The organism is Aliihoeflea sp. (assembly GCF_052435475.1).
Taxonomy (GTDB): domain Bacteria; phylum Pseudomonadota; class Alphaproteobacteria; order Rhizobiales; family Rhizobiaceae; genus Aliihoeflea.
Map to the genome: position 1 here is coordinate 58523 of NZ_JBQVMV010000014.1, position 23443 is coordinate 81965.

A 23443-nucleotide genomic window follows, 5' to 3' on the forward strand; every position below is an offset into this window, starting at 1 on the left:
ACGCCTCGTTAACCATAGCGGACCAAGGTCGTCCGGGGCCTGGCTGTGCGTGGTTCGTGATTCCGGTGAAGGTCGGTGCGGTGATTCAGTTCGAAAATGTCGGCTTGCGCTACGGAATGGGCACGGAAGTGCTGCGCGACGTCTCGTTTCAGGTGCCGCCGCGCTCGTTCCAGTTCCTGACCGGGCCCTCGGGGGCCGGCAAGACGACGCTCCTGCGCCTCCTCTTCATGTCGCTGAAGCCAACGCGCGGGTTGATTTCGGTCTTCGGCAAGGACCGCGCGCGCATCTCGCCGCGCGAACTGCCCTTGATGCGCCGGCGCATCGGCGTCGTGTTCCAGGATTTCCGCCTGCTCGACCATCTGACGACCTACGAGAACGTCGCGCTGCCGCTGCGCGTGCGCGGGCGGGACGAGGCGAGCTATCGTCAGGACGTGATCGAACTTTTGAAATGGGTCGGGCTTGGCGAGCGCATGCACGTGCTGCCGCCGGTTCTTTCGGGCGGCGAGAAGCAGCGCGCCGCCATCGCCCGCGCCCTGATCGAGCAGCCCGACGTGCTTTTGGCCGACGAGCCGACCGGCAATGTCGATCCGCCGCTGGCGCGTCGGCTTTTGCGGCTGTTCATGGAACTGAACCGGCTCGGCACGGCCGTTGTCATCGCCACCCACGACCTGACCCTGATGGACCAGGTCGACGCGCGGCGCATGGTGCTGACCGGCGGCAGGCTCGACATCTATGACTGAGATCGCCGAGCACGCCCCCGCCCTGCCCGCCCGTACCGCCCGGCGCGCGCTGACACCGATCGTCCCGGCACAGAACGTCGCCGGCACCGCGCTCGTCGTCGTGATCGCGATCATGACGTTCCTGTCCTGCCTGACGCTCGGCGCGGTGACGCTGGTGCGCGATTCCTCGGCGGCCTGGCAGACGGAGATCTCCCGCGAGGCGACGATCCAGATCAAGCCAGGCGACGGCGTGGACATGGACAGGGCGCTCGTTGCGGCGCAAGGACTGGCGGCGGGCTTTGCCGGCGTGCGCAGCGCCTCGATCGTCGACGAGGACGCGACCGCCCGCCTGCTCGAGCCTTGGCTCGGCACCGGGCTCGACCTCGACGAACTGCCCGTCCCGCGCCTCGTCATCGTCACCATCGATCCTTCGACGCCGCCCGATTTCGCCACCATGCGCGCGCTTCTGGCCGAACAGGTGCCGGGCGCCGCGCTTGACGACCATCGCACCTGGGCCGACCGGCTCGTCGCCATGGCCCGCACGACGGTCGCGATCGGCATCGCAATCCTCGGCCTGATGCTGGCGGCGACGGTGCTGACCGTCGTCTTCGCGACGCGAGGCGCGATGGACGGCAACGGGCACATCATCGAGGTGCTGCATTTCGTCGGCGCCGAGGCCCGCTTCATCGCCCGCGAGTTCCGCCAGCATTTTCTCCTGACGGGCCTGAAAGGCGCTGCGATCGGCGGCGTTGCGGCCATCGTTGTCTTCGTCGGGTTCTCGCTCTGGTCGTCGGCCAATCTGGCGACGCCGCAGGGCGACCAGGCCGCGGCCCTGTTCGGCAATTTCGCCATCGGTCTGACGGGCTATGCGGGCGTCGCGCTGGTCGCCGCAACCGTCACGATCCTGACAGCCGCCACCACCCATTTCACCGTCGCCGCATATCTTTCCGAACTCGACGGGCGCCAGCACGACTGAATTCGCGCGCGACGAATGGAAATGTTTTGTGTGTTCATGCGTTTAAAGGCACTACCCATGGGTCTCTTCGCCGCGTAACGATGGGCGACATTATCTGGTGCTGAAGAACATGCGAGGAACGAGCGCGCGGGGATTTGAGCGCGAAACCGGAAGGCGGGGCCTGCCGGCGACGTTTCGCGTCGCGATCATCGTGGTTCTTTGCCTCGGCTTCGTCTTTTCCGGCGGCTTCCTGGTCTTCGCCACCCATGTTGGCCGGCTGGAAACACCGAGCGATCCGGGCAGCGCGGATGCGATCATCGTCTTGACCGGCGGCTTTGCCCGGCTCGACGCGGCGGTGCAGCTTCTCCAGGAAGGACGGGGCCAGCGGCTCCTGATCTCCGGCGTCAATCCCGTCGCCCGCCCGCTCGACATCCAGCGTGCCACCGGTGCCAATGAGGACCTTTTCACCTGCTGCGTCGACATCGACCGCGATGCGCTCGACACGATCGGCAATGCCGCCGAAAGCGCCAAATGGCTGGAGCAGAACGCCTTTCGCAGCGCCATCGTCGTGACCAACAACTACCATATGCCGCGCAGCCTGCTCGAAATGAGCCACGCGCTGCAGAACGCGCGGCTGACGCCTTATCCGGTCGTCACCAACCGGCTCGACGGCGGCCAGTGGCTGGCGAGCCGCAATGCGCTGCGGGTGCTCTTCACCGAGTACACCAAATACCTCGCCGCCCTCGCCCGCACGACGGTGATGCCGTCGCGCTCGGGCGACGTGCCGGCGGTGATCGTCGAGGCGGGTGCGGGCAACGGCCCGGTCGAGCGATAGGGCGTTTCCCTTTGACGCCTCATCGTGTAACCAGCGACGGTCCATTCCGACGCGAGCCTGCCTGATGCTGCAAATCCGTTCGCTGGCCTTCAACGTGGCCTTCTATGCGAGCCTGATCGTCCAGATGATCGTCTGGACGCCGATATACTTCTTCCTGCCGCGCCATCTCGCCTGGTTCGTGCCGCGTACATGGTCGCACACCAGCATGTGGCTGATGAAGGTGATCGCCGGCACGGATCGGAAGATCGAGGGGCTCGAGAACCTGCCGGAAGGCGGCTACATCCTCGCGCCCAAGCACCAGTCCTTCTGGGACACGATCGCGTTCTTTCCCTACATGCCGGACCCGGTCTACATCCTGAAGCGGGAACTCATGTGGATACCGCTCTTCGGCTGGTATGTCGGCAAGATGAAGATGATCCCGATCCACCGCGGCAGCCGCTCCAAGGCGCTGAAACAGGCGGTGCGGGTGGCGCGCGAGCGCATGGCGGACGGCCGCCAGTTGATCATCTATCCCGAAGGCACGCGCCGGGCGCCGGGCGCCGAACCGGCCTACAAATATGGCATCGCCGAACTCTACGCCGCCCTCAACGTGCCGGTCGTGCCGGTCGCGCATGTGGCGGGGCTCTACTGGCCGCGCCGCAAGTTCCTGCGCCATCCCGGCACCATCCGCGCGAAGTTCCTGCCGCCGATCGAGCCAGGGCTCGAAAAGCAGGTGTTTCTCGAACGGCTGGTCCGCGAGACGGAAGCTGCCTGCGACGAGCTTCTGGTCGAGGTCGCGCGCGATCCCTCCGGCCCGCCCTTGCCGCCGACCGCGCTCGACCGCCTGAAGGCGCTCGGCGTCGAGCCGGCGCCGCGCAAGGCTAGCTGATTTTCGCGGCGACGCTTTCCAGCCAGTGATCGCGAATGCCGAGCGCTTCGAGATGCGCGACCGTGTTGAGGACGTATTCCTCGTTCGGTCCCGACTTCCCGACCGCGCCGCCCACCGCGCGCGCTGCCTCCTCTGCGTCGATCCGGCCGGCATATTGCTGGTGCGCGCGGTCGACGACATAGGTCACCGCCTCGACGACCGGTCCGCCTTCCAGCCTGACCGGCAGGCGTCGTTCCAGATAAACGTTGGTGACGAGTTCGCGCGCGCGAAGATAGTCGATCACCTCCGCGTGCAGCGCTTCGGGCACGCGAAACGCCATGCCGATGCACGAGCCGCCGCGGTCGAGCCCGAGCACGAGACCCGGCCGCTCCTCCGTGCCGCGATGGACGAAGGAGCGCACGCACAACGCCCGGCGATAGCCGTGCAGCCGCGCCCGATGCGTCTCCGTATGCGCAAAGCCCGGTCGCCACATCAGCGAGCCGTAGCCAAAGACCCAAAAATCGCCCATATCGCCGTCAGTTTAGTTCGAACGCCGGTCGATCCGACCGGACCGGGGTAGCGAGGCACGGGGCATGGCGTCAAGACAATCCGGCGGATCGGGATATTCCCGCCGCATCATCCTGCTCGCACTTGGCATCGTCGTCGTCGTCATCGGCTACACCTATGGCTGGAATTATGCGGCAGATCGGCTCGTGGCTGAGGCGAATGCGCGCGTGGCGGCGCTCAATGCCAGTGGACGCCGCGCAAATTGCGAGAATGCCGAGGCCCGCGGCTACCCGTTCCGCATCGGGCTCTTCTGCCGCTCGATCATGTATGTCGACGCGCCGTCGGGCGTCGCCGTGCGCGCGGGCGCCTTCCGCTCGGCCGCGCAGGTCTACCAGCCGCAACGCGTCGTCGGCGAATTCGACGGCCCCGCGATCATCGAGTTTCCGGGCATCAATGCGCTGGAGGTAAGCTGGGAGGAAATGCGGGCAAGTTCGCGCCTCGCCTCGCCGCGCCCCGACATCGTGTCCGTCGAAGCCAACAAGATTGCCATCGGCCCCGATTCGGCTCCCGCCGGCCAGCGCCCCGCTGCCTCGGCCGACCGCGCCGAGTTTCACATCCGTCCCGCCGGAACCGGGTCGGACGTCGCCTGGCGCTTCGAACGGCTGTCGCTCGATCCCGACCTGCTGGGCCAAGGCACGCTGCCGCTGATCAGCGGCGAAGCGGATTTGCATTTTCCCGTCGATCCGGTACCGGCCTTTTCAGGGCGCGGGCTGCGCGGCCTCGCAACGGTCGTCAACTCGATGGTGATCCGCACCGCGGGCAACGAGACGGCGGCGCGGGTGGAAGGTCCGTTCTCGACCGATGAAGCCGGGCTGATCGACGCGGAGCTGTCGCTATCGGTCGAGAACCCTCAGGTGTTCGCGCAGATCATGGCGGAACTGTTTCCGGCCGCGCGAGACCAGATTCGGCTCGCGGTCGCCGGCGCAGCCATGCTCGGAGACAATCCCAGCCTGCCGATGCGGATATCGAAAGGCAGGGTCTCGATCGGCTTCCTGAACCTTGGAACGCTGCCGCCGCTCTAGCTTTTCTTCGCCGCCTGCCGTCCGAAGTCCGGCGCGTCGACTTCCTGGCCGGCATCGATGATCGAGCGGCGCACCGCCCGCGTGCGGGTGAAGAGATCGAACAGCTTGTCGCCGTCGCCCCAGCGAACCGCACGCTGGAGGGACGCGAGGTCCTCCGAAAAGCGGGCCAGCATTTCGAGAATCGCGTCCTTGTTGTGCAGGCACACGTCTCGCCACATGGTCGGGTCGGAGGCGGCGAGGCGCGTGAAGTCGCGGAAGCCGGAGGCCGAATATTTGATGACTTCGCTCTTCGTCACCGCTTCCAGATCGTCCGCGGTGCCGACGATGTTGTAGGCGATGATGTGCGGCAGATGCGAGACGATGGCAAGCACCATGTCGTGGTGCTGCGGGTCCATCGTGTCGATGTTGGAGCCGCAGGCGCGCCAGAACTCGGAGAGACGCTCCAGCGCTTGAGGGTCGGTGCCTTCGAGCGGCGTGAGGATGCACCAGCGATTGGCGAAGAGTTCGGCAAAGCCGGCGTCGGGACCTGACTTTTCCGTGCCCGCCAGCGGGTGGCCGGGAATGAAATGGACGCCCGCCGGCATGTGCGGCGCCATCTGCGCGATGACGGATGCCTTGGTGGAGCCGACATCGGTGACGATCGCGCCAGGCTTCAGATGATCCCGGATGGCGATCGCGACGGATTCGGAGGCGCCGACCGGCACCGAAACGACGACGAGATCGGCGTCGCGCACGGCCTCGGCCGGATCGACGGTGTAGCTGTCGCCGAGCCCGAGTTCCTCGGCGCGCGCCAGCGTCTCTGCGCTGCGGGTCGAGACGACGAGATGGCCGGCGAGCCCTTCCCGGCGCACCACGCGGGCGAGCGAAGAACCGATCAAGCCGATGCCGATGAAGGCGATGCGGTCGAAATGGGGTTTCACGTCACGCCTTCATGAAGTCGGTCAGCGCCTCGACGACGCCGCGATTGGCCTCTTCCGAGCCGATCGTCATGCGCAGCGCATTGGGAAAGCCGTAGCCCGTCACGCGGCGCAGGATGAAGCCGCGCTCGGTGAGGAACGCATCGGCCGCTTCCGCCGAGCGCGTCTCGGTGAAGTGAATGAGCACGAAATTGCCGACGCTCGGCGTCACGCGAAGACCGATCTGCGTCAGTTCGTCCGCGACCCAGGGCAGCCAGGCTTCGTTGAAGGCGACGGCCTCCTCGACATGGTTGCGGTCGCGGATCGCGGCGGCGCCCGCGGCGATCGCCATCGCGTTGACGTTGAACGGCCCGCGCACGCGGTTGACGGCGTCGATGATGCCGGCCGGGGCGTACATCCAGCCGATGCGAAGCCCGGCAAGGCCGTGAATTTTGGAGAAGGTGCGCGTCATCACGACGTTCTGCGCCGACGAGACGAGTTCGATGCCGGACTCGTAGTCGTTGCGGCGGACATATTCGGCATAGGCCGCGTCGATGACCAGCACGACATGGGACGGCAGGCCGGCATGGAGCCGGCGCACTTCCTCGAACGGCAGGTAGGTGCCGGTCGGGTTGTTCGGATTGGCAAGGAACACGATCTTCGTGCGCTCGGTGACGGCGGCGAGGATCGCGTCGACATCCGCGCGCTCGTTCGTCTCCTTGACGACGACCGGCACGCCGCCCGAGGCAAGAATCTGGATGCGGTAGACGAGAAAGCCGTGCTCGGTGAAGATGCCCTCGTCGCCGGCCGTCAGATAGGTCTGTGCGAGAAGGCCGAGCAGTTCGTCCGATCCGTTCGAGCACAGGATGTTGTCGGCGTTGAGGCCGTGGACCTCGGCGATGGCCCGGCGCAGCTCGTTGGCCGAACCGTCCGGATAAAGCTCGGCATGGCTGAGCACCTGCGCGGCGGCGTCGATGGCCTCCGGAGAAGCGCCGAGCGGCGTTTCGTTGGACGACAGCTTGTGGACCTTGCCCTTCAACGTGTCGCCGTGCTTGCCTGGCACGTAGGCTGCAATGTTCATGACGCCGGGGCGGGGCTGCGGGCGAAGCTTCTCATTCATGTCGACGGGTCCACTTTGGGAAAGGCGGGCTCCATCTACCAAGCTTTGCGATTGACGCAAAGGGCGTGTGTGCCTAAATGCGCGCGTGAACCCGTGGTGATTTGGCCGGTCGGCTTGCAGCCACGTTAAAAAAATTGCTAAGGGGCCGCTTGCACAGTCCGTTCGGACCGGCCGCGAATCTGCCGCCGGTTTCTTGCGTTCTGGAGTGCGCCATGCCGATCAAGATTCCCGACCAGCTACCCGCCCGCGACATTCTCGTGCGCGAGGGCGTGTCCATCATGGACGAGCAGACGGCGCTCCGGCAGGACATCCGCCCGCTGCAGATCGGTCTGCTCAACCTGATGCCGAACAAGGTCCGCACCGAGACGCAGTTCGCCCGGCTGATCGGCGCGACGCCGCTCCAGATCGAGCTGACGCTGGTGCGCATTGCCAACCACAAGGCCAAGAACACGCCCGAGGACCACCTGATCTCTTTCTACCAGACGTGGGACGAGGTGCGTGATCGCAAGTTCGACGGATTCATCGTCACCGGCGCGCCGATCGAGCTGCTGCCCTTCGAGGAAGTCGGTTACTGGGCCGAGATGACGCGCATCCTCGACTGGACGAAGACCAACGCGCATTCCTCGTTCTTCATCTGCTGGGGCGCGATGGCTGCCGCCTGGCACTTTCACAAGCTGCCGAAATATGCGCTGGAAGAAAAGGCGTTCGGCGTGTTCCGCCATCGCAACAACGCGCCCGCATCGCCCTTCCTGACGGGCGTCTCGGACGACTTCGCCGTGCCGGTCTCGCGCTGGACGGAAGTGCGGTCCGCCGACATCCGGCCGGAATCAGGTCTCGAACTCCTGATGGAATCGGACGTGACGGGGCCGTGCATGCTGGCGGAGAAGGCCGGGAACAGGCTCTATATGTTCAACCATATCGAGTACGATTCCACCTCGCTGAAGGAGGAATACGACCGCGACGTCGCCGCAGGCGTGAAGACCGGCCTGCCGCACGCCTATTATCCTGACAACGACCCGACCCGCGCGCCGCTCAACCGCTGGCGCTCGCATGCCCATCTTCTGTTCGGCAACTGGATCAACCAGGTCTACCAGACGACGACCTTCCGGCTCGAAGACATCGGCAAGTAGGAGCTCGGCTGCGGCCGCTATCCCTTTTCGATCACGAAGCGGTGGCCGCCGTCGACGGACGTGCTGTCGACGAGCCTGTGGCCGTCTTCCTGGCAAAAGGCGGGGATGTCGAGGACGGCGAGCGGATCGGTCGTTTCGACCGTCAGGCGTTCGCCGATCCGCATCGATTGCAGGCGCTTGCGCGTCTTCAGCACCGGAAGGGGGCAGTTGAGCCCCCTCAGATCGTAGATTTCGCTCAAATCTCTAGTTGCCGAACAGCGTCATCAGGCGGCCGAGGCGCGAGGGCGGCTCGGCGGGCTGCGGCGCGGGCGCGACGGCAACCGGAGCCGGCTCGGCGACGGGCGCTGCGGCAACGGGTGCCGGCATCGTCGCGGGAACGGGCTGCGGGGCCGGCTGGTAGGCGACGGCCGCAGCGGCCGGGCGTTCGCTCGGCGGACGCGTCGAAACCATCACGCCGGACTGTTCGAAATTCGGCGGCTCCTGGCTGACGCGTTCGCCGCGCGCGCGCTTGCGCGACCAGTCGGCCACGAGCGCCGCTTCCTTGACGCCGGTGATCGACGGCGCGGGCTTGGAGAAGGCGCTGGAATCGAGGGCGGAGGTGAAGGCGACGTCGAAGGTCGACTTGTAGGTCTTGTAGGCCGTCTGCAGCGCCTCGGGCTGCGTCGCCGCAGGGCAGGCGCCGGTGGGCGAGAAAGGACGCCCGTCCGCCGTATACTGGTTGAAGACGTAGCGGCGCTCGCACACGTCCACTTTCGGCGGCAGTTTGGTGATCTCGAAGTGGTCGTAGCCTTCCTTCAGCATCGTCCAGAACTCGTAGTTCGGATCGCTCTTGTAGCGCGCCATGTTCTGCGCGGTCATGCGGAAGGGATAGGCCTGCAACTGGAACGCCTGCTGGCCACCCTTGAAGGCGTCGCGCGCGAAGGCGTAGATTTCCTCGACCTGCTCGTCTGTCATCGAGTAGCAGCCCGACGACGAGCAGCCGCCATGGACCATGAGATGCTGACCGGAGCGGCCATGCGCGCGGTCATAGGCGTTCGGGAAGCCGATATTGAACGACAGGTGATAGCTCGACTGCGGGTTCATCTGATGCGGCCCGACCGCATAGAAGCCCTCCGGCGCCTGGCGGTCGCCTTCGGTGAATTTCGGCCCGAGCTTGCCCGACCATTTGCAGATCTCGTAGGTCTTCACGAGGTCGAAGCGGCCATTGTCCTTCTGCTTCCAGACTTCGAGGACGGCTTCTTCCTTGAACAGACGCACCATGATCGGCGACGTCGTGCTCATGCCCTTCGCCTTCATCGTCTGCACGACCTTGGCGGGCAATTGCCGCTCGGCCTTGGGCGCAATGTCCTCGAGCGAAGCGTTGCAGCCGGCCAGCATGGTGGCGGCGGCGAGAAGGGCGACATGGGCAAGGCGAAGATTCATGGTCGTCGACGGCTCTCTGTGATCCCCCGCGAAGCCGCATGCATAGCGCACCGGGCCTCGCAAAACCCGACGCTAGACTGGTTAACCTTGAAAAACCGTTACCACAATCGAAAAATTGTCTTGCCCTGCCGCAACGTCGCCTCAGGCGAGACTGCGACCGATGGCCAGGAACTTCTCGCGGCGATGCTCGCGGTAGTCCATATTGGCGCCCTGCAGTTCGGCAAACCCGCGTGAAATCTGCTCGCCGGCGGCCTCGATGACGTTCTCGCGGCCGCGGTGGGCGCCGCCGAGCGGCTCGGAAATGATGCCGTCGATGATTTTCAGGTCGAGCAAATCCTGCGCGGTGATCTTCATGTTCGTCGCCGCATCCTTGGCGCGCGTCGAATCGTGCCAGAGGATCGATGCCGCGCCTTCCGGCGAGATCACCGAATAGATCGAGTGCTCGAGCATGTAGACCTTGTTGGCCGTGGCGATGGCGATCGCGCCGCCCGAACCGCCCTCACCGATGACGACGGAAACGGTCGGGACCTTCATCGCCAGACACTGCGAGGTCGAGCGGGCGATGGCCTCGGCCTGCCCGCGCTCCTCGGCGCCGATGCCCGGATAGGCGCCGGCCGTGTCGACCAGCGTGATCATCGGCACCTTGAAGCGGTCGGCAAGTTCCATGATGCGCACGGCCTTGCGGTAGCCCTCAGGCCGCGCCATGCCGAAATTATGCTTCAGCCGCGTCTTGGTGTCCGAGCCTTTTTCCTGTCCGAGAACGGCGACCGGCTGGCCGCGAAAGCGTGCGAAGCCGCCGATGATCGCATTGTCCTCGCCGAAGGCGCGGTCGCCGGCCAGCGGCGTGAAATCGGTGAACAGCCCGGCGACATAGTCGACGCAATGCGGGCGATCCGGATGGCGGGCGACCTGCGCCTTCTGCCAAGGCGTCAACTGCCGGTAAAGATCGCGCAGCGCTTCGCGCGACCGCTTTTCCAGCCGGGAGATTTCCTCGCCGACATCAACCGCCTCGCCGCTGTCGGCCAGCTTCCTCAGTTCGAGAATCTTGCCTTCCAGATCTGCGACAGGCTTTTCGAAGTCGAGATAATTATACATGGACTCTCTGGCTTACCGGGAAAGGTGGCGTGACGGTCCGCGCTTGCGGGATGCGGGCTTCACATAGCGGTCACAAGGCTAATCGGCAAGCGGATGGTGATTCGCGACGAGATCGCTGAGCGTCTTTTCCAGCACATGCGTGTAGATTTGCGTCGTCGAAATGTCGGCATGGCCAAGAAGTTGCTGGACGGCCCGCAGATCGGCACCGTTCTGCAGGAGATGGCTGGCGAAGGCATGGCGCAGGACGTGGGGCGAAAGATCCGCGGCTCGAATGCCCGCCCGAGTCCCGAGCGCCTTCAAGTCGCGTGCCACGACCTGTCTCGCCAGATATCCCTCTTTCGAGCGGGCAGGGAAAAGGAACCGGCTGTCGGCCCATTGCGGGTCGGCATTGCGCAAGGCGGCCCATGCCTTCACCGCCTCGCGCGCGACCGGCGAGAGGGGAACGAGACGATCCTTGCCGCCCTTGCCGGTGACGGCGAAGAAGCGGTCATTGCGTGCGGCAACCGTGACCGGAAGCTGGACCAGTTCGGAGACGCGCAGGCCCGTCGCATAGAAGAGTTCGACGATCGCCTGCATCCGGACGCGCAGTGCACGCTCCGCGTCGGACAGGCCGGCTTCGCTCGCTTCCGCTTCGGCACGCGCGAGCAGTCGGTCGACGAGGCTTTCTCCCATCGTCTTCGGCAGGTTGCGCGCCTTGCGCGGCGCATCGATGGTTGCGGTGGGGTCGTCACCGCGCAGTCCTTCGGAATAGAGGAAGCGGTAGAACTGGCACAGCGCCGAGAGATGCCGGGCCTGCGTGGTCGATGCAAAGCCGCGCAACGACAGGTCTTCCAGATAGAAGGCGATATCGGCCGGCGCGGCCTTCGCCAGCCCGCCACGCGCTGCCAGCACGCCCTGCGCATCTTCCAGGTCGCGCCTGTAGGCAGCGAGCGTGTTGTCGCTCGATCCGCGTTCGGCACTCATCATCTCGAGAAAGGATTCGATTCGCAGCGCGCTCGACATGGCTGGCCTCCGCCCGGCCAAGATCGGTGCGATTCGTTATCGTTTGATGAAGCGGCGGGAACCAACTGCGCGGCTTTGCCGTTTCTGGCTCGTGAAAGGGACGTGGTCATGGAACACATCGCTGCCATTCTTCTGATGATCGGGTGCTCGGGCGATCTCGCGCAATGCGAGGAAATTCCAGCTCCGGTCTTCACCTATGAAACGGTCGAGGAATGCCGGTCGGACCTTCCTTCGGTGCGATCCGCCGCCGGGGAAAGCCATCCGAAGATGTTCGCCGAATGCGTTTCCGTCGATCCCCTGCTCGTGGAGGCTGATGCCGAGCTGGTCTGGGATATCGAGGACGGAAAGATGGTCGCGTCTCTAGAGCCCTGGGTGGAACCGAGCATGGCTGTCGCCATGGCATTCGGTGATGCCGTTACGAACCGTCAGGAATAAACGACTTGATTATCCAACCGCATGCACTTCATTTACCCGCCGAAGGGCATGCCCATCCCTATGGAGGCTGTAAATGAAGAAGACACTCTTGGCTCTCGCCGCAACGATGATGATTGCTGCCGGCTGCACCACCGCTGAACAGACCGCCGTCGGCGGCGCTGCCGTCGGTGCCGGCGTCGGCGCCATCGCTACGGGCCGCGCGTCGGGCGCTCTGGCCGGCGCTGCCATCGGCGGCGCTGCAGGCTACCTCGTCGGCCGCTCGCAGGATCGTCAGGGCTACTGCCTGTACCGCGATCGCAACAACCCGTCGCGTACCTACGAAGCACGCTGCTAATTTCAGCCTCAGGCTGAAACGAAAGGGAGCGCCGAAAGGCGCTCCTTTTTTTATGCGGCGATCTTCAGGGCGCCCGGCCCCGGAACGGCTCCGGGCGGGCATTTGCCGAGGATGATCATCCCCAGCACCTCGTCCTGATCGACATCGCTGGTGCGCGCCGTTCCGACCACCTGCCCGTTCTTCATCACCACGACCCGATCGGCGAGATCGAATACGTCGTGGATGTCGTGGCTGATCAGGAAGATGCCGATACCGTCCTGCTTGAGCTGGAGAACGAGTTCGGAGACCTGCTGCGTCTCCTGCGGCCCAAGAGCGGCGGTCGGTTCGTCCATGATCAAAATGCGCGCGTTGAAGTGGATCGCCCGCGCGATGGCCACGGACTGGCGCTGGCCGCCCGACAATTTGCTCACCGGCTCCTTGAAGCGCTGGAAGCGCGGATTGAGCCGGCCCATGACCTTGCGCGTCTCCGACTCCATCGCGACGTCGTCGAGCGTGCCCCAGGGCGTGCGCAGCTCGCGGCCGAGAAAGAGGTTGGCCGCGGCGTCGACATTGTCGGCCAGCGCGAGCGTCTGGTAGATCGTCTCGATGCCGTATTTCTTGGCGTCGCGCGGATTGCCGATCTGCGCTTCTTCGCCATTGACGAAGATTTCGCCGGTATCGCGCTTGTAGGCGCCGGAGAGGATCTTGATCAGCGTCGACTTGCCGGCACCATTGTGGCCCAGAAGCGCGACGACTTCGCCCGGATAGAGGTCGACGCTGGCATTGTCGACGGCATGGATGCCGCCGAACGAGATCGAGATGTTGCGCATGTCGACGAGCGGCGTGCTTGTTTCCATGATCGTTCTCCTAGCCCACGCGACGGCGATAAATGGTGTCGAGCCAGACGGCGACGACGAGGACGGCGCCGACGACGATGTTCTGCAAAGGCGAATCGACACCGAGCAGGATCATGCCGGTGGCAAGCGACTGCATCAGAACCGCGCCGATCATGGCGCCGACGATGGTTCCGACGCCGCCGGCAAGCGACGTGCCGCCGATGACGGCAGCGGCGATAACGAGCAGTTCGTCGAGCGTCCCTTGGGCGTTGGTCGCCGCATTGAGACGCGCCGTCGAGATCACCGCGCCGATGGCGGCAAGCGCACCCATCAGCATGAAGATCTTCATCGTGATCCAGCGCGTGTTGATGCCGGCGAGCGACGCGGCCTCCGGATTGCCGCCGATGGCGAAGACGTAGCGGCCGAACCGGGTGCGCGTCGTCACGAAGGTCATGACGATGCCGACCGTGATCGCGATCAGGACCGGGATGGCGATGCCGTGCGGGATGAAGAGCCCGCCTTCGGGCACCGTGATGTTGTTGACCTCGGCATAGCGCCGGACGGTGCCTGCCGGCCAGGGATAGGCATTGGCGACGGCGACGGCGCCGAGGATCGCGATGCAGGCGACGCCGGCAAGGAACCCCTCGGCCCAGACCGGACGCAGCGGGAAATGAAAGCGCCGGCGCTGCTTGCGCGCGTTCCAGATGAAGAAGACGACCGCAAGACATGCGACGATCCCGACGACCCAGCTCCACTGGGCGCCGATCGCCCCTTCCGGCCCGCCGCCCAGAAGGCGGAAGGTCGTGTCCATCGGCGCGACCGTCTGGCCGCTCGTCACCCACCAGGCCGCACCGCGCCAGACCAAAAGGCCGCCAAGCGTGACGATGAAGGCAGGCACCTGCAGATAGGCGATGATGAACCCCTGAAGGGCCCCGATGGCGATGCCGACGGCCAGCCCGACGAGGATCGCGATCGCCCAGATCGCCGGGTGGCCGAGCCCGAGATAGTCCGGCAGGATTCTGACCTGCGTAACGGCGATGATCATGCCGGTGACGCCGAGCACGGAACCGACCGACAGGTCGATGTTGCGCGTGACGATGACCAGCACCATGCCGGTCGCCATCACCGAAACGGAGGCGGACTGCACCGACAGGTTCCACAGATTGCGCGGCGTGAGGAACAGACCGCCCGACATGATGTGGAACCCGATCCAGATGACGGCGAGCGCGCCGAGCATTCCGAGCATGCGCGTGTCGAGTTCGGTGGCCTTCATGAAGCGTGTGAGCGCGTTCTGCTCGGATGCGCGCGCGGTATCCACCGGCGCCGGGGACGTCGTGTCCGACATCGTGTCCTCCATCGCGGTCGCTCGCGGTCGAGGACCCGACGCGCCGCTATTCATCTTATGAATGCGCCGCGGCTTTCGTCAAACCGCGGCGCACGATGTTTTCAACCTGGCGAGACTTAGTCGCAGGCTGGCGTCGAGCCGGCGGACACGCCCTGGCAAACGACGTCCTTGGTGACCCATTCGGCGTCGATCACGACGTCGAGATTGTCCTTTGTGATCGCCAGCGGCTCGAGGAACACGGCGTTCATCTCGGTGCCGTTCGGGCCGTCGGACCAGGCCGTCACCCCTTCGATCTCGTTCATCGCGGTGCCTTCGGCGAGTTCGTTGGCGATTTCCGCCGCCGACTTGCCGAGTTCGCGCGAATCCTTCCAGACCGAGACGGTCTGCGTACCGAGAGCGATGCGGTTCAGCGCGGCGTGGTCGGCGTCCTGTCCGGACACGGGAACCGAACCTGCCAGGCCCTGCGCGTCGAGCGCCGCGATCGCGCCGCCGGCCGTGCCGTCATTCGAGGCGACGACCGCGTCGACCTCGTTGTTGTTCTGGGTCAGGATCTGTTCCATGTTGCGCTGCGCGTTGGCGGGCAGCCAGCCATCCGTATAGGCCTCGCCGACATTCTTGATCGTGCCGGCGTCGATCGCCTCCTGCAGCACTTCCATCTGGCCCGAGAACAGGAAGTCCGCGTTCGGATCGGACGACGAGCCCTTGATGAAGACGTAATTGCCTTCCGGCTGCGCCTCCATGACGGCCTGCGCCTGCAGGCGGCCGACTTCCTTGTTGTCGAAGGTCAGGTAGAAGGCGTCGGGGTTCTCGATCAGGCGGTCATAGCCGACGACCGGAATGCCTTCCGCGACCGCGTTCTCGACGGCCGGCCCGATGGCCGAGGAATCCTGCGCCAGGATGATGAGCGCGTTCGCGCCCTGGCTGATCAGCGACTCGACGTCGGTGAGCTGCTTGGCGGCGGACGATTGCGCGTCGGCGGAGATGTAGCTGTTGCCGGCGGCCTCGATGGCGGCCTTCATCGCGGCCTCGTCGGTCTTCCAGCGCTCTTCCTGGAAGTTGGACCAGGACACGCCGATGACCTTGCCCTCGGCCTTCGCCGCGGCGGAAAGCGTGAGCGAAAGCGCGACACCCGCCAGCAAGGCGGTTGCGAAATTCTTCATGATGTTCCTCCCTGCGCCGCGTGCGGCGCCTCCTCAGATTGCCTCTCGGCAGCGGGAAGCCCTTTTTTTTCGAGCCTCGAAAAAAATAATGACTCAGCATTTTCCGTGTGTCAATATCCTTTCAGAGGTGCTTCAAGACGCCTTTGGGAGGTTGGATCGATGATTTTGGGCGTGCGCCACGACGATCTGCGCAAGCGCAATCGCGCCATGGTCATCGCCGCCGTCAGGCGCGACGGCCAGCCATCGCGCACCGATCTGGTCAGCCGCACCGGCCTCAGCCATTCGACGATTTCCGCGATATCCTCCGACCTGATCGCCGAAGGCGTGCTGCGCCCGGTCAAGAGCGGCGAGAACGAGGTCGTGCGCCGCGGACGGCCCCAAGTCTCGCTCGGACTCGAACCGAAGGCGGCGACCGTGCTGACCGTCGTGCTTCTGCTCAACACGCTTTCGGCGACGGTCTTCGACTACGCAGGCGAAATCGTCGCGCAAAAGCGCGAACGGCTGTCGACGCTGACGGCAGGCCGCGACGAGCTGGTCGGCGCGGTGACACACATGATCGAGGCCGTACTCCAGAATGCGGGACGCACGCCGAACGACGTCATGCGCATGACGATGGCAGTGCAGGGGATCACGGATTCGGATGCCCGCGCGATGCTGTGGACGCCGATCACGCCCGAAAGCGACATCCCCTTCGCCGACATTCTGGAACGGCGCTTCGGCTTTCCCGTCACCGTCCAGAACGACTGCAACATGATCGCCGTCGCGCTGGGTGCCCGCGATCCGGAGCGTTATCGCGACAATTTCGTCACCCTGCTCCTGTCGAACGGCATCGGCATGGGGCTGGTGCTGCGCGGCGAACTCTTCACCGGCGCCTATTCCTCGGGCGGCGAGTTCGGACACATGATCCACCGGCCTGGCGGCGCGCTCTGCCGCTGCGGGCGGCGCGGCTGCATCGAGGCCTATGCGGGCAATTACGCGATCCTGCGCGAGGCGGCCGGGCGCAGCGACCAGACGGTCGCCGATGCCGACGTCGACCCGCAGACAATGCTCGAACTCGCGCAGGATGCCCGTGCCGCCGACGGACCGGCCCGCGACGCCTTCACCCGTGCCGGAGAGGCGATCGGCTATGGGCTGGGCTCGCTCTTCGCGCTGATCGACCCTGCGCCGGTGGCGATCGTCGGGCCGGGTACACTCGCCTTCGACGTGATGGAACCGTCGATCCGCGAGGCGATCGGCCAGACGGCGGGAGGACAGCACGACGCCGTCATCTCCTTCGACCTCGAAGCCGACGAAATGCCCTTGATCCTCGAAGGCTGCGCGCGGCGCGCGCTGGAGGCCGTCGACAACGAACTCTTCGCACCGGGCTATATCGCGACCATGCAGGCGGGCGCCTGAGATCAGCTTTCGTTGATCGAGTAGCCCGCGCCGCGGATGGTGCGGATGACGTCCGGCGCGCTGTCCGGATTGACCGCCTTGCGCAGACGCCCGACATGGACGTCGACCGTGCGCTCGTCGATATAGATCGTCTCGCCCCACACATTGTCGAGCAACTGCCCGCGCGAGAAGACGCGGCCGGGATGCTGCATCAGGAATTCGAGCAGCCGGAATTCGGTCGGGCCGAGATGGACCTCGACCTGATCGCGATAGACGCGGTGCGACTCGCGGTCGAGCACGATGTCGCCGACCTTGAGCACGCTCGACAGGATTTCGGGCTTCGCCCGCCGCAGGAGTGCGCGCACGCGGGCGACGAATTCGGGCGTCGAGAACGGCTTGACGAGATAGTCGTCGGCGCCGGTCGAAAGCCCGCGCACCCGGTCGCTTTCCTCGCCGCGCGCCGTCAGCATGATGATCGGCAGGCGCTCGGTTTCAGCCCGCATCCGCAGGCGCCGGCAAAGCTCGATACCGGAGACGGCCGGCACCATCCAGTCGAGCACGAGCAGATCCGGCACGGTTTCCTGGAGCCGGATTTCCGCTTCGTCGCCGCGCGTGATCACCTCGACCTTGTAGCCCTCGGCTTCCAGATTGTACTTGATGAGGACGCCCAGCGGCTCCTCGTCCTCGACCACCATGATCCTCGGCGCGATCATCGGCCGCTCCTCATGCCGGCCTGGCCGAGATCGACGTCTCGTCGAGCTTCGGCCGGTGGAGCGGCAATTGCTGGCCGACCATCACATAGTAGGCGTTCTCCGCGATGTTGGTCGCATGATCGCCGATCCGCTCCAGATTCTTGGCGCAGAAGAGGAGATGGGTGCAGGCGGTGATGTTGCGCGGGTCCTCCATCATGTAGGTCAGGAGTTCGCGGAAGACAGCGGTATACTGCACGTCGATATTCTCGTCGTCGGCCCTCAGCGTCACCAGCGCCTGCGGGTTGCGGCCGACATAATTATCGATCACGCCAGCAAGCTGCGCGCGCACCAGTTGCGACATCGCGTCGATCGAATGGGAGAGCTTGCGCTGCATCGCGCCCGAACCGACCGCGCTGACGCGCTTGGAGATGTTCTTGGCCAGATCGCCAATGCGCTCGAGGTCGCTCGCCATGCGGATGGCGCCGACGACGGCGCGCAGATCCTGCGCCATCGGCTGCCGCTTGGCGATCAGCGCGATCGCCCGCTCGTCGAGCTCGCGCTGGCGCGCGTCCATTACCACGTCGTCCGAAATGACCCGCTGGGCGAGCGGCACGTCGTTTTCGAGCAGCGACTGCGTCGCCGCCAGAACCATCGCCTGTCCCAGATCGCCCATGTCGCGGATCAGCCGGTCGATCTGCCCGAGTTCCTCGTCGAAGGACGCTACGATATGTTGTCCCGCCATTGTCCCTGCCCTCTTCGTATGCCGTTCAGCCGAAGCGGCCGGTGACGTAGTCCTGCGTACGCTTGTCGGACGGCGCGGTGAAAATTTGTTCCGTCGCACCCTCCTCGACCAGCACGCCCAGATGGAAGAACGCCGTGCGTTGCGAGACGCGCGCAGCCTGCTGCATCGAGTGCGTCACGATCACGATGGTGAAGTTGGTGCGCAGTTCGTCGATCAGCTCCTCGATCTTCGCTGTCGCGATCGGATCGAGCGCCGAGCACGGCTCGTCCATCAGGATCACTTCGGGAGAGACCGCGATGGCGCGCGCGATGCAGAGACGCTGCTGCTGGCCGCCCGAAAGGCCGGTGCCCGGCTCGTGCAGGCGGTCCTTGACCTCCTCGTAGAGGCTCGCCTTCTTCAGGCTGGTGACGACGATCTCCTCCAGATCGGTCTTGTTCGACGCAAGGCCGTGGATCTTCGGCCCGTAGGCGACGTTTTCGAAGATCGATTTCGGGAAAGGGTTCGGCTTCTGGAACACCATGCCGACGCGGGCCCGCAGTTCCACCACGTCGATCTTCGGATCGTAGATGTCCTGCCCGTCGAGCGTGATGCTCCCGTCGATGCGGGCAATGTCGATCGTGTCGTTCATCCGGTTGAGGCAGCGCAGGAAGGTCGACTTGCCGCAGCCCGACGGCCCGATCAGCGCTGTCACCTGACGTTCGCCGATGTCGAGATTGACATCGAACAGCGCCTGCTTGGCGCCGTAGAAGACGTTGACGTCGCGTCCGCGCATCTTGGCATTCACGGCGGGCGCCGCATTCATGACGGCGTTTTCGAGAGCGATTTCGGTCATCTGGTTCATCCTTCGTAGCTCCTTACCATCGTCTCTCAAGACGGGCCCGCAGGTAAATGGCAATCGCGTTCATGAAGATCAGGAAACCAAGCAGGACGAGGATCGCGGCCGAGGTGCGCGCGACGAAGCCGCGTTCCGGACTGTCGGCCCAGATGAAGATCTGGGTCGGAAGCGCCGTCGCCGGCTCCATGATCCCGCCGGGCGGCGAGGTGAGAAAGGCGTTCATGCCGATCAGCAACAAGGGTGCGGTTTCGCCGAGCGCCTGCGCCAGCCCGATGATCGTGCCGGTGAGGATGCCGGGCAGAGCCAGCGGCAGCAGATGGTGCAGGATCACCTCGTGTCGCGATGCGCCGACACCCAGCGCAGCCTCGCGGATCGATGGCGGCACCGCCTTCAGCGAGTTTCGCGTCACGATGATGATCGTCGGCAGTGTCATCAGCGCAAGCACGAGGCCGCCGACCAGCGGCGCGGAACGCGGCAGGCCGAAAAGCTGGATGAACACCGCGAGACCGAGCAGACCGAACACGATCGACGGAACGGCAGCGAGATTGTTGATGTTGACCTCGATCAGGTCGGTCCAGCGGTTCTTCGGCGCGAACTCTTCCAGATAGATCGCAGCCGCGATTCCGACCGGGAACGAGATGACGAAACAGATCAGGAGCGCGTAGAACGACCCGGTGATGGCGCCTGCCAGACCCGCGAGTTCGGGAAAGCGGCTGTCAGCATTGAAGATCAACCCCCAATTCGCCTTCTGTTCGATCACGCCGCGCTCTTCGAGCGTTTCGAACAGCGCAATCTGCTCATCGTTGAGGCGGCGCCGGTTTTCCGGCAGGTCGCGGTCGATGACGCCCTTGTGGAGCTGATCGTAGGGATCGGAGACAGGCACCTGCAGACGGATCGTCTGGCCGATCAGCGAGGGATCGGCGATCACGCGGTTGCGCAGGATCACCTGCGCGCCGTTGGTGACGATGTTGCCAGCCTCGCGCAGCGGTCCACGACCCTCGAATTCCGGGAACAGGCGCTGCACGCCGTCCGCAACGAGGGCGCGATAATTGCCCTCCGCGGGATTTTCGGCCGGCACCTGTTCCGGGTCGACCGCGACCTCCATCGTGACATGCGTCTGCACGAAGGCGAGGTAGCCAGTCGAGGTCAGCGACCCGATCAGTATGCCGAGCAGGAGAACCGCGGTCGCGATGGCAGCGATGCCGTAGTAGCGAAGCCGACGATCGGCCGCGTAGCGCTTCTTGCGCAGGGCCTTGGCCTTGCCGGACGCCCAGTCGACGGCCGTTGGCGGGCTCGGGGTGTTCGAGATGTCCGTCATCGGTCTACTCGTATCTTTCGCGGTAGCGTTGCACGATTTTCAGCGCCAGGACGTTGAGGCAAAGGGTCACGACGAACAGCACCAGACCGAGAGCGAACGCGGACAGGGTCTTGGGGTTGTCGAATGCGGTGTCGCCGATCAGGAGGGTGACGATCTGAACGGTGACGGTGGTGACGCCCTCGAGCGGATTTGCTGTCAGGTTGGCGGTCAGCCCCGCCGCCATGACGACGATCATCGTCTCGCCAATCGCACGGCTGGCGGCGAGCAGGATGCCGCCCATGATGCCCGGAAGGGCGGCGGGCAACAGCACCTTGGTGATCGTCTCGGAACGGGTCGCGCCCATCGCCAGCGAGCCGTCGCGCATCGTCTGGGGAACGGCTTTCAGGGCGTCGTCGGAAAGCGACGAGATGAACGGAATGATCATGATGCCCATGACAGCGCCAGCCGCCAGCGCGCTGTTTGGCGAAATCGCGATGCCGAACAGCGAGCCGGCCTGCCGAATCGCCGGCGCCACGGTCAGGACGGCGAAAAAGCCGTAGACGACGGTCGGCACACCCGCCAGGATTTCGAGGATCGGCTTGATCACCCCACGAATGCGCGGATTGGCGAATTCGACCAGGTAGATCGCGGACATCAGTCCGATCGGGATCGCGACGATAAGGGCGATGGTCGCGATCAGAAGCGTTCCGGTGAACACCGGAACCGCTCCGAACGCGCCGGTGCCGGCGACCTGATCGGCACGGATGGCGATCTGCGGCTCCCAGTTCAACCCGAAGAAGAACTCCGTCGGCGGAACGAGCCGGAAGAACTGGATCGCCTCGTAGGTGAGCGAGACGATGATGCCGAGCGTCACCAGAATGGCGAGCGCGGCCGACGAGATCATGATGATATCAAGCGCGCGTTCGAATGTCTGGCGCGCACGGTATCGCGGCGCGCTGCGCGAGCGAGCAAGATAAAGCGCAAGCGCCATCATGCACAGCGCGACGACGACCATCGCCCAGTTGGCGATGACCGTCCAGCCGGCATAGCGCTCCGCTGCCGCGGCGATTTCGGGCCGCGGCTCGGCGAAGATGCGGCCTGCCGCGACGTTGCGTATCTCGCTGACGAAAAGCGATATCTGCGCCGCGCTTGCGCCGTCGGTCAACGACGCCGGAAGCGACTGGACCAAGAGCGCGCGCACCACCGCATCCTGGAAGAGAAGCCACAGGACGACCAGCAAGAGCGTGGGAAGGCCGACCCAGATCGCGGCGAAGGCGCCGTGATAGACCGGACGCGAATGAACGCTGGCACCCTCGGCCGCCACGAAGCGCGCCCCCGCCGAGCGGCCGACATAGAAGGCCGCGAGCGAAAAGAGGATGATTGCGAGAACGAGATATCCGGTCACGGGCAGCCTGCCTGGAACAATCCGGTTTCAACGGTCGATCCCGGCTTCGCGCTGAACTGCGAGGCCGGGATCGGGTATCGTTTGGCGATTACTGCGTGTAGCGGTCGAAATGCGCGCCTTCGGTGACGGTCGCGCGCGTGGTCTCGCGATCCGCATCGCTCAGGGCGATAAGGCCGCGTTCCGAAAGGTAGCCGTCCGGACCGAAGGATTCTTCCGAGACGTACTCCTCGGCGAATTCCTGCAGGCCCTGGATGACGCCGCGATGCGCGTTCTTGATGTAGAAGAACAACGGGCGCGCAACGCCATAGGACGCGTCGCCGATCGTGTCCTCATTCGGCTCGACACCCTCGACGGCGACCGCCTTCAGCGTGTCCTGGTTCTCGTAGAGGAACGAGTAGCCGAAGATGCCGACCGCGTTGTCGTCGGCCTGGAGCCGCTGGACGATCAGATTGTCGTTTTCGCCGGCTTCAACGAACGGGCCGTCGGTGCGCATGCGCTGGCAGACTTCTTCCATGCGCTCTTCTTCGAGGGCGGCGATGGCCTCGAAGGTCTCGCAGCCTTCTTCCATGACCAGTTCGACGAAGGCATCGCGCGTGCCCGAGGTGGGCGGGGGGCCGAAGACGTTGATCGCGGCATCGGGCAGCGACGCGTCGATCTCGTTCCAGCGCGTGTAGGGGTTGGCCACGACTTCGCCGTCGACTTCGACCTCGGCGGCGAGCGCCTGGAAGATCTGAGCCTTGGTCAGATCCATGTCCGGACCGTCCTGCGAGATGGCGATGGCAAGGCCGTCATAGCCGATCAGCACTTCGGTGATGTTGTCGACGCCGTTGGCGACGCAGGTTTCGTACTCGCCCTGGGTCATGGCGCGCGACGCACCGGTGATGTCCGGATGCTCGACGCCGACCCCGCCGCAGAAAATCTGCATGCCGCCGCCCGTGCCCGTCGACTCGAGGACCGGAGCGGTGTTGCCCATATTGGCGAATTCTTCGGCAACGGCCTGCGTGTAGGGAAACACCGTCGAAGAGCCGACGATGCGGATCTGGTCGCGCGACTGCGCGGCGGCGACGCCGGCGGACGCGGCGATGGCGAGTGCTGCGGCGGAAGCCGCGAGAATGACTTTGTTCATGGAGCCCACTCCTGTTCAGAATTATCTTCTGCGGCGCCGTTTGAAGGCGACGCGAGTGGCAATACCGGCCCTATGTAACAGTTGGATGACAGTTTGATGTCGGCTTGACGAAGCGACCGGGAATACGGATCGGGCGGAACAAAATCTGAAAAGCCGGCTAAGGGGAGAGGCCGAAAAAGCCGGACGGAAAGGCAACGCCTTCGAGCCGAAACGCTACCGACGCCTGCATTCGCAGAGAACGATCCTTAGTTGGGGCACAGACAGACCAATCCA

At 65.0% G+C, this 23443-nt stretch carries 25 protein-coding genes and 1 riboswitch; of the genes, 9 read left to right on the forward strand and 16 right to left on the reverse strand.

Annotation, left to right across the window (positions count from 1 at the left end; all coding sequences use genetic code 11):
* Window positions 1-80 precede the first annotated feature (80 nt).
* The 4 genes from ftsE (at window position 81) to ACT6QU_RS15125 (ending at window position 3377) form a co-directional block, all read left to right on the forward strand.
* Window positions 81-740, forward strand: a complete 660-nt coding sequence (ftsE, locus tag ACT6QU_RS15110; protein ID WP_024587039.1) for a cell division ATP-binding protein FtsE — start codon at window positions 81-83, stop codon at window positions 738-740.
* The gene (locus tag ACT6QU_RS15115; protein ID WP_444564381.1) at window positions 733-1695 is read left to right on the forward strand and encodes a cell division protein FtsX; all 963 of its coding nucleotides are present in this window, start codon (window positions 733-735) and stop codon (window positions 1693-1695) included. Before ftsE ends, ACT6QU_RS15115 begins: the two co-directional genes overlap by 8 nt.
* A gap of 109 nt (window positions 1696-1804) precedes the next feature.
* Window positions 1805-2509 (forward strand): YdcF family protein, encoded by a 705-nt coding sequence (locus tag ACT6QU_RS15120; protein WP_444564382.1) that lies wholly within the window; start codon window positions 1805-1807, stop codon window positions 2507-2509.
* 64 nt (window positions 2510-2573) lie between these two features.
* Window positions 2574-3377, forward strand: a complete 804-nt coding sequence (locus tag ACT6QU_RS15125; protein WP_444564383.1) for a lysophospholipid acyltransferase family protein — start codon at window positions 2574-2576, stop codon at window positions 3375-3377.
* Here ACT6QU_RS15125 and ACT6QU_RS15130 read toward each other — a convergent pair.
* Window positions 3370-3885: a gamma-glutamylcyclotransferase gene (locus ACT6QU_RS15130; RefSeq protein WP_444564384.1), complete on the reverse strand. Its 516-nt coding sequence runs from the start codon at window positions 3883-3885 to the stop codon at window positions 3370-3372. The two genes, ACT6QU_RS15125 and ACT6QU_RS15130, sit on opposite strands and share 8 nt — an antisense overlap.
* A 64-nt stretch (window positions 3886-3949) precedes the next feature.
* Here ACT6QU_RS15130 and ACT6QU_RS15135 point away from each other — a divergent pair, with 64 nt between their 5' ends.
* Window positions 3950-4945, forward strand: coding sequence for a DUF2125 domain-containing protein (locus ACT6QU_RS15135; RefSeq protein WP_444564385.1), 996 nt, complete (start codon window positions 3950-3952; stop codon window positions 4943-4945).
* On the opposite strand, the gene ACT6QU_RS15140 is transcribed toward ACT6QU_RS15135, so the two are convergent.
* Together ACT6QU_RS15140 and hisC are read right to left on the reverse strand one after the other, a co-directional pair.
* Window positions 4942-5865 carry a prephenate/arogenate dehydrogenase family protein gene (locus ACT6QU_RS15140; protein ID WP_444564386.1) on the reverse strand — a complete coding sequence of 308 codons (924 nt, stop codon included), beginning with the start codon at window positions 5863-5865 and terminating at the stop codon, window positions 4942-4944. The genes ACT6QU_RS15135 and ACT6QU_RS15140 overlap by 4 nt on opposite strands.
* Before the next feature lies 1 nt (window position 5866).
* Window positions 5867-6961 carry a histidinol-phosphate transaminase gene (hisC, locus tag ACT6QU_RS15145; protein WP_444564387.1) on the reverse strand — a complete coding sequence of 365 codons (1095 nt, stop codon included), beginning with the start codon at window positions 6959-6961 and terminating at the stop codon, window positions 5867-5869.
* A gap of 83 nt (window positions 6962-7044) precedes the next feature.
* A riboswitch (SAM riboswitch) is annotated at window positions 7045-7122 on the forward strand.
* A 51-nt stretch (window positions 7123-7173) separates the two neighbouring features.
* Between hisC and ACT6QU_RS15150 the strand changes: the two genes are divergently transcribed.
* Window positions 7174-8091 (forward strand): homoserine O-succinyltransferase, encoded by a 918-nt coding sequence (locus tag ACT6QU_RS15150; RefSeq protein ID WP_444564388.1) that lies wholly within the window; start codon window positions 7174-7176, stop codon window positions 8089-8091.
* A gap of 17 nt (window positions 8092-8108) precedes the next feature.
* Here ACT6QU_RS15150 and ACT6QU_RS15155 read toward each other — a convergent pair whose 3' ends face one another.
* The 4 genes from ACT6QU_RS15155 to ACT6QU_RS15170 all read right to left on the reverse strand — a co-directional run bounded on the left by ACT6QU_RS15155 (window position 8109) and on the right by ACT6QU_RS15170 (window position 11610).
* A complete protein-coding gene (locus tag ACT6QU_RS15155; protein WP_444564389.1) occupies window positions 8109-8330 on the reverse strand; it encodes a sulfurtransferase TusA family protein in 222 nt (73 codons plus the stop codon).
* Window positions 8331-8334: 4 nt separating this feature from the next.
* Window positions 8335-9513 carry a L,D-transpeptidase family protein gene (locus ACT6QU_RS15160; RefSeq protein WP_444564390.1) on the reverse strand — a complete coding sequence of 393 codons (1179 nt, stop codon included), beginning with the start codon at window positions 9511-9513 and terminating at the stop codon, window positions 8335-8337.
* A gap of 141 nt (window positions 9514-9654) precedes the next feature.
* Window positions 9655-10608, reverse strand: coding sequence for an acetyl-CoA carboxylase carboxyltransferase subunit alpha (locus tag ACT6QU_RS15165; RefSeq protein ID WP_024587050.1), 954 nt, complete (start codon window positions 10606-10608; stop codon window positions 9655-9657).
* A gap of 78 nt (window positions 10609-10686) precedes the next feature.
* Window positions 10687-11610, reverse strand: a complete 924-nt coding sequence (locus tag ACT6QU_RS15170; RefSeq protein WP_444564391.1) for a site-specific tyrosine recombinase XerD — start codon at window positions 11608-11610, stop codon at window positions 10687-10689.
* Between the two features lie 108 nt (window positions 11611-11718).
* Here ACT6QU_RS15170 and ACT6QU_RS15175 point away from each other — a divergent pair, with 108 nt between their 5' ends.
* Together ACT6QU_RS15175 and ACT6QU_RS15180 are read left to right on the forward strand one after the other, a co-directional pair.
* Window positions 11719-12045: a hypothetical protein gene (locus tag ACT6QU_RS15175; RefSeq protein WP_444564392.1), complete on the forward strand. Its 327-nt coding sequence runs from the start codon at window positions 11719-11721 to the stop codon at window positions 12043-12045.
* A gap of 73 nt (window positions 12046-12118) precedes the next feature.
* A complete protein-coding gene (locus ACT6QU_RS15180) occupies window positions 12119-12379 on the forward strand; it encodes a glycine zipper domain-containing protein (RefSeq protein ID WP_024587053.1) in 261 nt (86 codons plus the stop codon).
* Window positions 12380-12429: 50 nt separating this feature from the next.
* Here ACT6QU_RS15180 and ACT6QU_RS15185 read toward each other — a convergent pair whose 3' ends face one another.
* From ACT6QU_RS15185 to xylF, 3 genes are all read right to left on the reverse strand, one after another.
* Complete coding sequence (locus ACT6QU_RS15185; RefSeq protein ID WP_444564393.1) at window positions 12430-13215, reverse strand: ATP-binding cassette domain-containing protein; 786 nt, start codon at window positions 13213-13215, stop codon at window positions 12430-12432.
* 10 nt (window positions 13216-13225) lie between these two features.
* Window positions 13226-14539 (reverse strand): sugar ABC transporter permease, encoded by a 1314-nt coding sequence (locus ACT6QU_RS15190; protein ID WP_444564394.1) that lies wholly within the window; start codon window positions 14537-14539, stop codon window positions 13226-13228.
* 116 nt (window positions 14540-14655) lie between these two features.
* Entirely contained in the window at window positions 14656-15699 is a 1044-nt protein-coding gene (gene xylF / locus ACT6QU_RS15195) for a D-xylose ABC transporter substrate-binding protein (protein ID WP_024587056.1), read from the reverse strand.
* A 159-nt stretch (window positions 15700-15858) separates the two neighbouring features.
* On the opposite strand from xylF, the gene ACT6QU_RS15200 reads away from it, so the two are divergent.
* Complete coding sequence (locus ACT6QU_RS15200) at window positions 15859-17094, forward strand: ROK family protein (protein WP_444564395.1); 1236 nt, start codon at window positions 15859-15861, stop codon at window positions 17092-17094.
* Between the two features lie 2 nt (window positions 17095-17096).
* Here ACT6QU_RS15200 and phoB read toward each other — a convergent pair whose 3' ends face one another.
* The 6 genes from phoB to ACT6QU_RS15230 form a co-directional block, all read right to left on the reverse strand.
* Entirely contained in the window at window positions 17097-17783 is a 687-nt protein-coding gene (gene phoB / locus ACT6QU_RS15205; RefSeq protein WP_024587058.1) for a phosphate regulon transcriptional regulator PhoB, read from the reverse strand.
* A gap of 13 nt (window positions 17784-17796) precedes the next feature.
* Window positions 17797-18507, reverse strand: coding sequence for a phosphate signaling complex protein PhoU (gene phoU, locus ACT6QU_RS15210; protein WP_444564396.1), 711 nt, complete (start codon window positions 18505-18507; stop codon window positions 17797-17799).
* Between the two features lie 25 nt (window positions 18508-18532).
* Window positions 18533-19348, reverse strand: a complete 816-nt coding sequence (pstB, locus tag ACT6QU_RS15215; RefSeq protein WP_444564397.1) for a phosphate ABC transporter ATP-binding protein PstB — start codon at window positions 19346-19348, stop codon at window positions 18533-18535.
* 13 nt (window positions 19349-19361) lie between these two features.
* The gene (gene pstA / locus ACT6QU_RS15220) at window positions 19362-20660 is read right to left on the reverse strand and encodes a phosphate ABC transporter permease PstA (RefSeq protein ID WP_444564398.1); all 1299 of its coding nucleotides are present in this window, start codon (window positions 20658-20660) and stop codon (window positions 19362-19364) included.
* Between the two features lie 4 nt (window positions 20661-20664).
* The gene (gene pstC / locus ACT6QU_RS15225; RefSeq protein WP_444564399.1) at window positions 20665-22044 is read right to left on the reverse strand and encodes a phosphate ABC transporter permease subunit PstC; all 1380 of its coding nucleotides are present in this window, start codon (window positions 22042-22044) and stop codon (window positions 20665-20667) included.
* A gap of 88 nt (window positions 22045-22132) precedes the next feature.
* Complete coding sequence (locus ACT6QU_RS15230; RefSeq protein ID WP_444564400.1) at window positions 22133-23170, reverse strand: substrate-binding domain-containing protein; 1038 nt, start codon at window positions 23168-23170, stop codon at window positions 22133-22135.
* Between the last annotated feature and the right edge of the window lie 273 nt (window positions 23171-23443).

Coding starts and splice junctions, on each gene's coding strand:
- ACT6QU_RS15165 (WP_024587050.1), bottom strand. CDS start 10,608: ATGTATAATTATCTCGACTTCGAAAAGCCTGTCGCAGATCTGGAAGGC.
- hisC (WP_444564387.1), bottom strand. CDS start 6,961: ATGAATGAGAAGCTTCGCCCGCAGCCCCGCCCCGGCGTCATGAACATT.
- ACT6QU_RS15190 (WP_444564394.1), bottom strand. CDS start 14,539: ATGTCGGACACGACGTCCCCGGCGCCGGTGGATACCGCGCGCGCATCC.
- ACT6QU_RS15120 (WP_444564382.1), top strand. CDS start 1,805: ATGCGAGGAACGAGCGCGCGGGGATTTGAGCGCGAAACCGGAAGGCGG.
- ACT6QU_RS15200 (WP_444564395.1), top strand. CDS start 15,859: ATGATTTTGGGCGTGCGCCACGACGATCTGCGCAAGCGCAATCGCGCC.
- ACT6QU_RS15230 (WP_444564400.1), bottom strand. CDS start 23,170: ATGAACAAAGTCATTCTCGCGGCTTCCGCCGCAGCACTCGCCATCGCC.
- ACT6QU_RS15180 (WP_024587053.1), top strand. CDS start 12,119: ATGAAGAAGACACTCTTGGCTCTCGCCGCAACGATGATGATTGCTGCC.
- ACT6QU_RS15130 (WP_444564384.1), bottom strand. CDS start 3,885: ATGGGCGATTTTTGGGTCTTTGGCTACGGCTCGCTGATGTGGCGACCG.
- phoU (WP_444564396.1), bottom strand. CDS start 18,507: ATGGCGGGACAACATATCGTAGCGTCCTTCGACGAGGAACTCGGGCAG.
- ACT6QU_RS15125 (WP_444564383.1), top strand. CDS start 2,574: ATGCTGCAAATCCGTTCGCTGGCCTTCAACGTGGCCTTCTATGCGAGC.
- ACT6QU_RS15160 (WP_444564390.1), bottom strand. CDS start 9,513: ATGAATCTTCGCCTTGCCCATGTCGCCCTTCTCGCCGCCGCCACCATG.
- ACT6QU_RS15150 (WP_444564388.1), top strand. CDS start 7,174: ATGCCGATCAAGATTCCCGACCAGCTACCCGCCCGCGACATTCTCGTG.
- ACT6QU_RS15175 (WP_444564392.1), top strand. CDS start 11,719: ATGGAACACATCGCTGCCATTCTTCTGATGATCGGGTGCTCGGGCGAT.
- ACT6QU_RS15115 (WP_444564381.1), top strand. CDS start 733: ATGACTGAGATCGCCGAGCACGCCCCCGCCCTGCCCGCCCGTACCGCC.
- ACT6QU_RS15135 (WP_444564385.1), top strand. CDS start 3,950: ATGGCGTCAAGACAATCCGGCGGATCGGGATATTCCCGCCGCATCATC.
- ACT6QU_RS15185 (WP_444564393.1), bottom strand. CDS start 13,215: ATGGAAACAAGCACGCCGCTCGTCGACATGCGCAACATCTCGATCTCG.
- ACT6QU_RS15170 (WP_444564391.1), bottom strand. CDS start 11,610: ATGTCGAGCGCGCTGCGAATCGAATCCTTTCTCGAGATGATGAGTGCC.
- pstB (WP_444564397.1), bottom strand. CDS start 19,348: ATGAACCAGATGACCGAAATCGCTCTCGAAAACGCCGTCATGAATGCG.
- xylF (WP_024587056.1), bottom strand. CDS start 15,699: ATGAAGAATTTCGCAACCGCCTTGCTGGCGGGTGTCGCGCTTTCGCTC.
- pstA (WP_444564398.1), bottom strand. CDS start 20,660: ATGACGGACATCTCGAACACCCCGAGCCCGCCAACGGCCGTCGACTGG.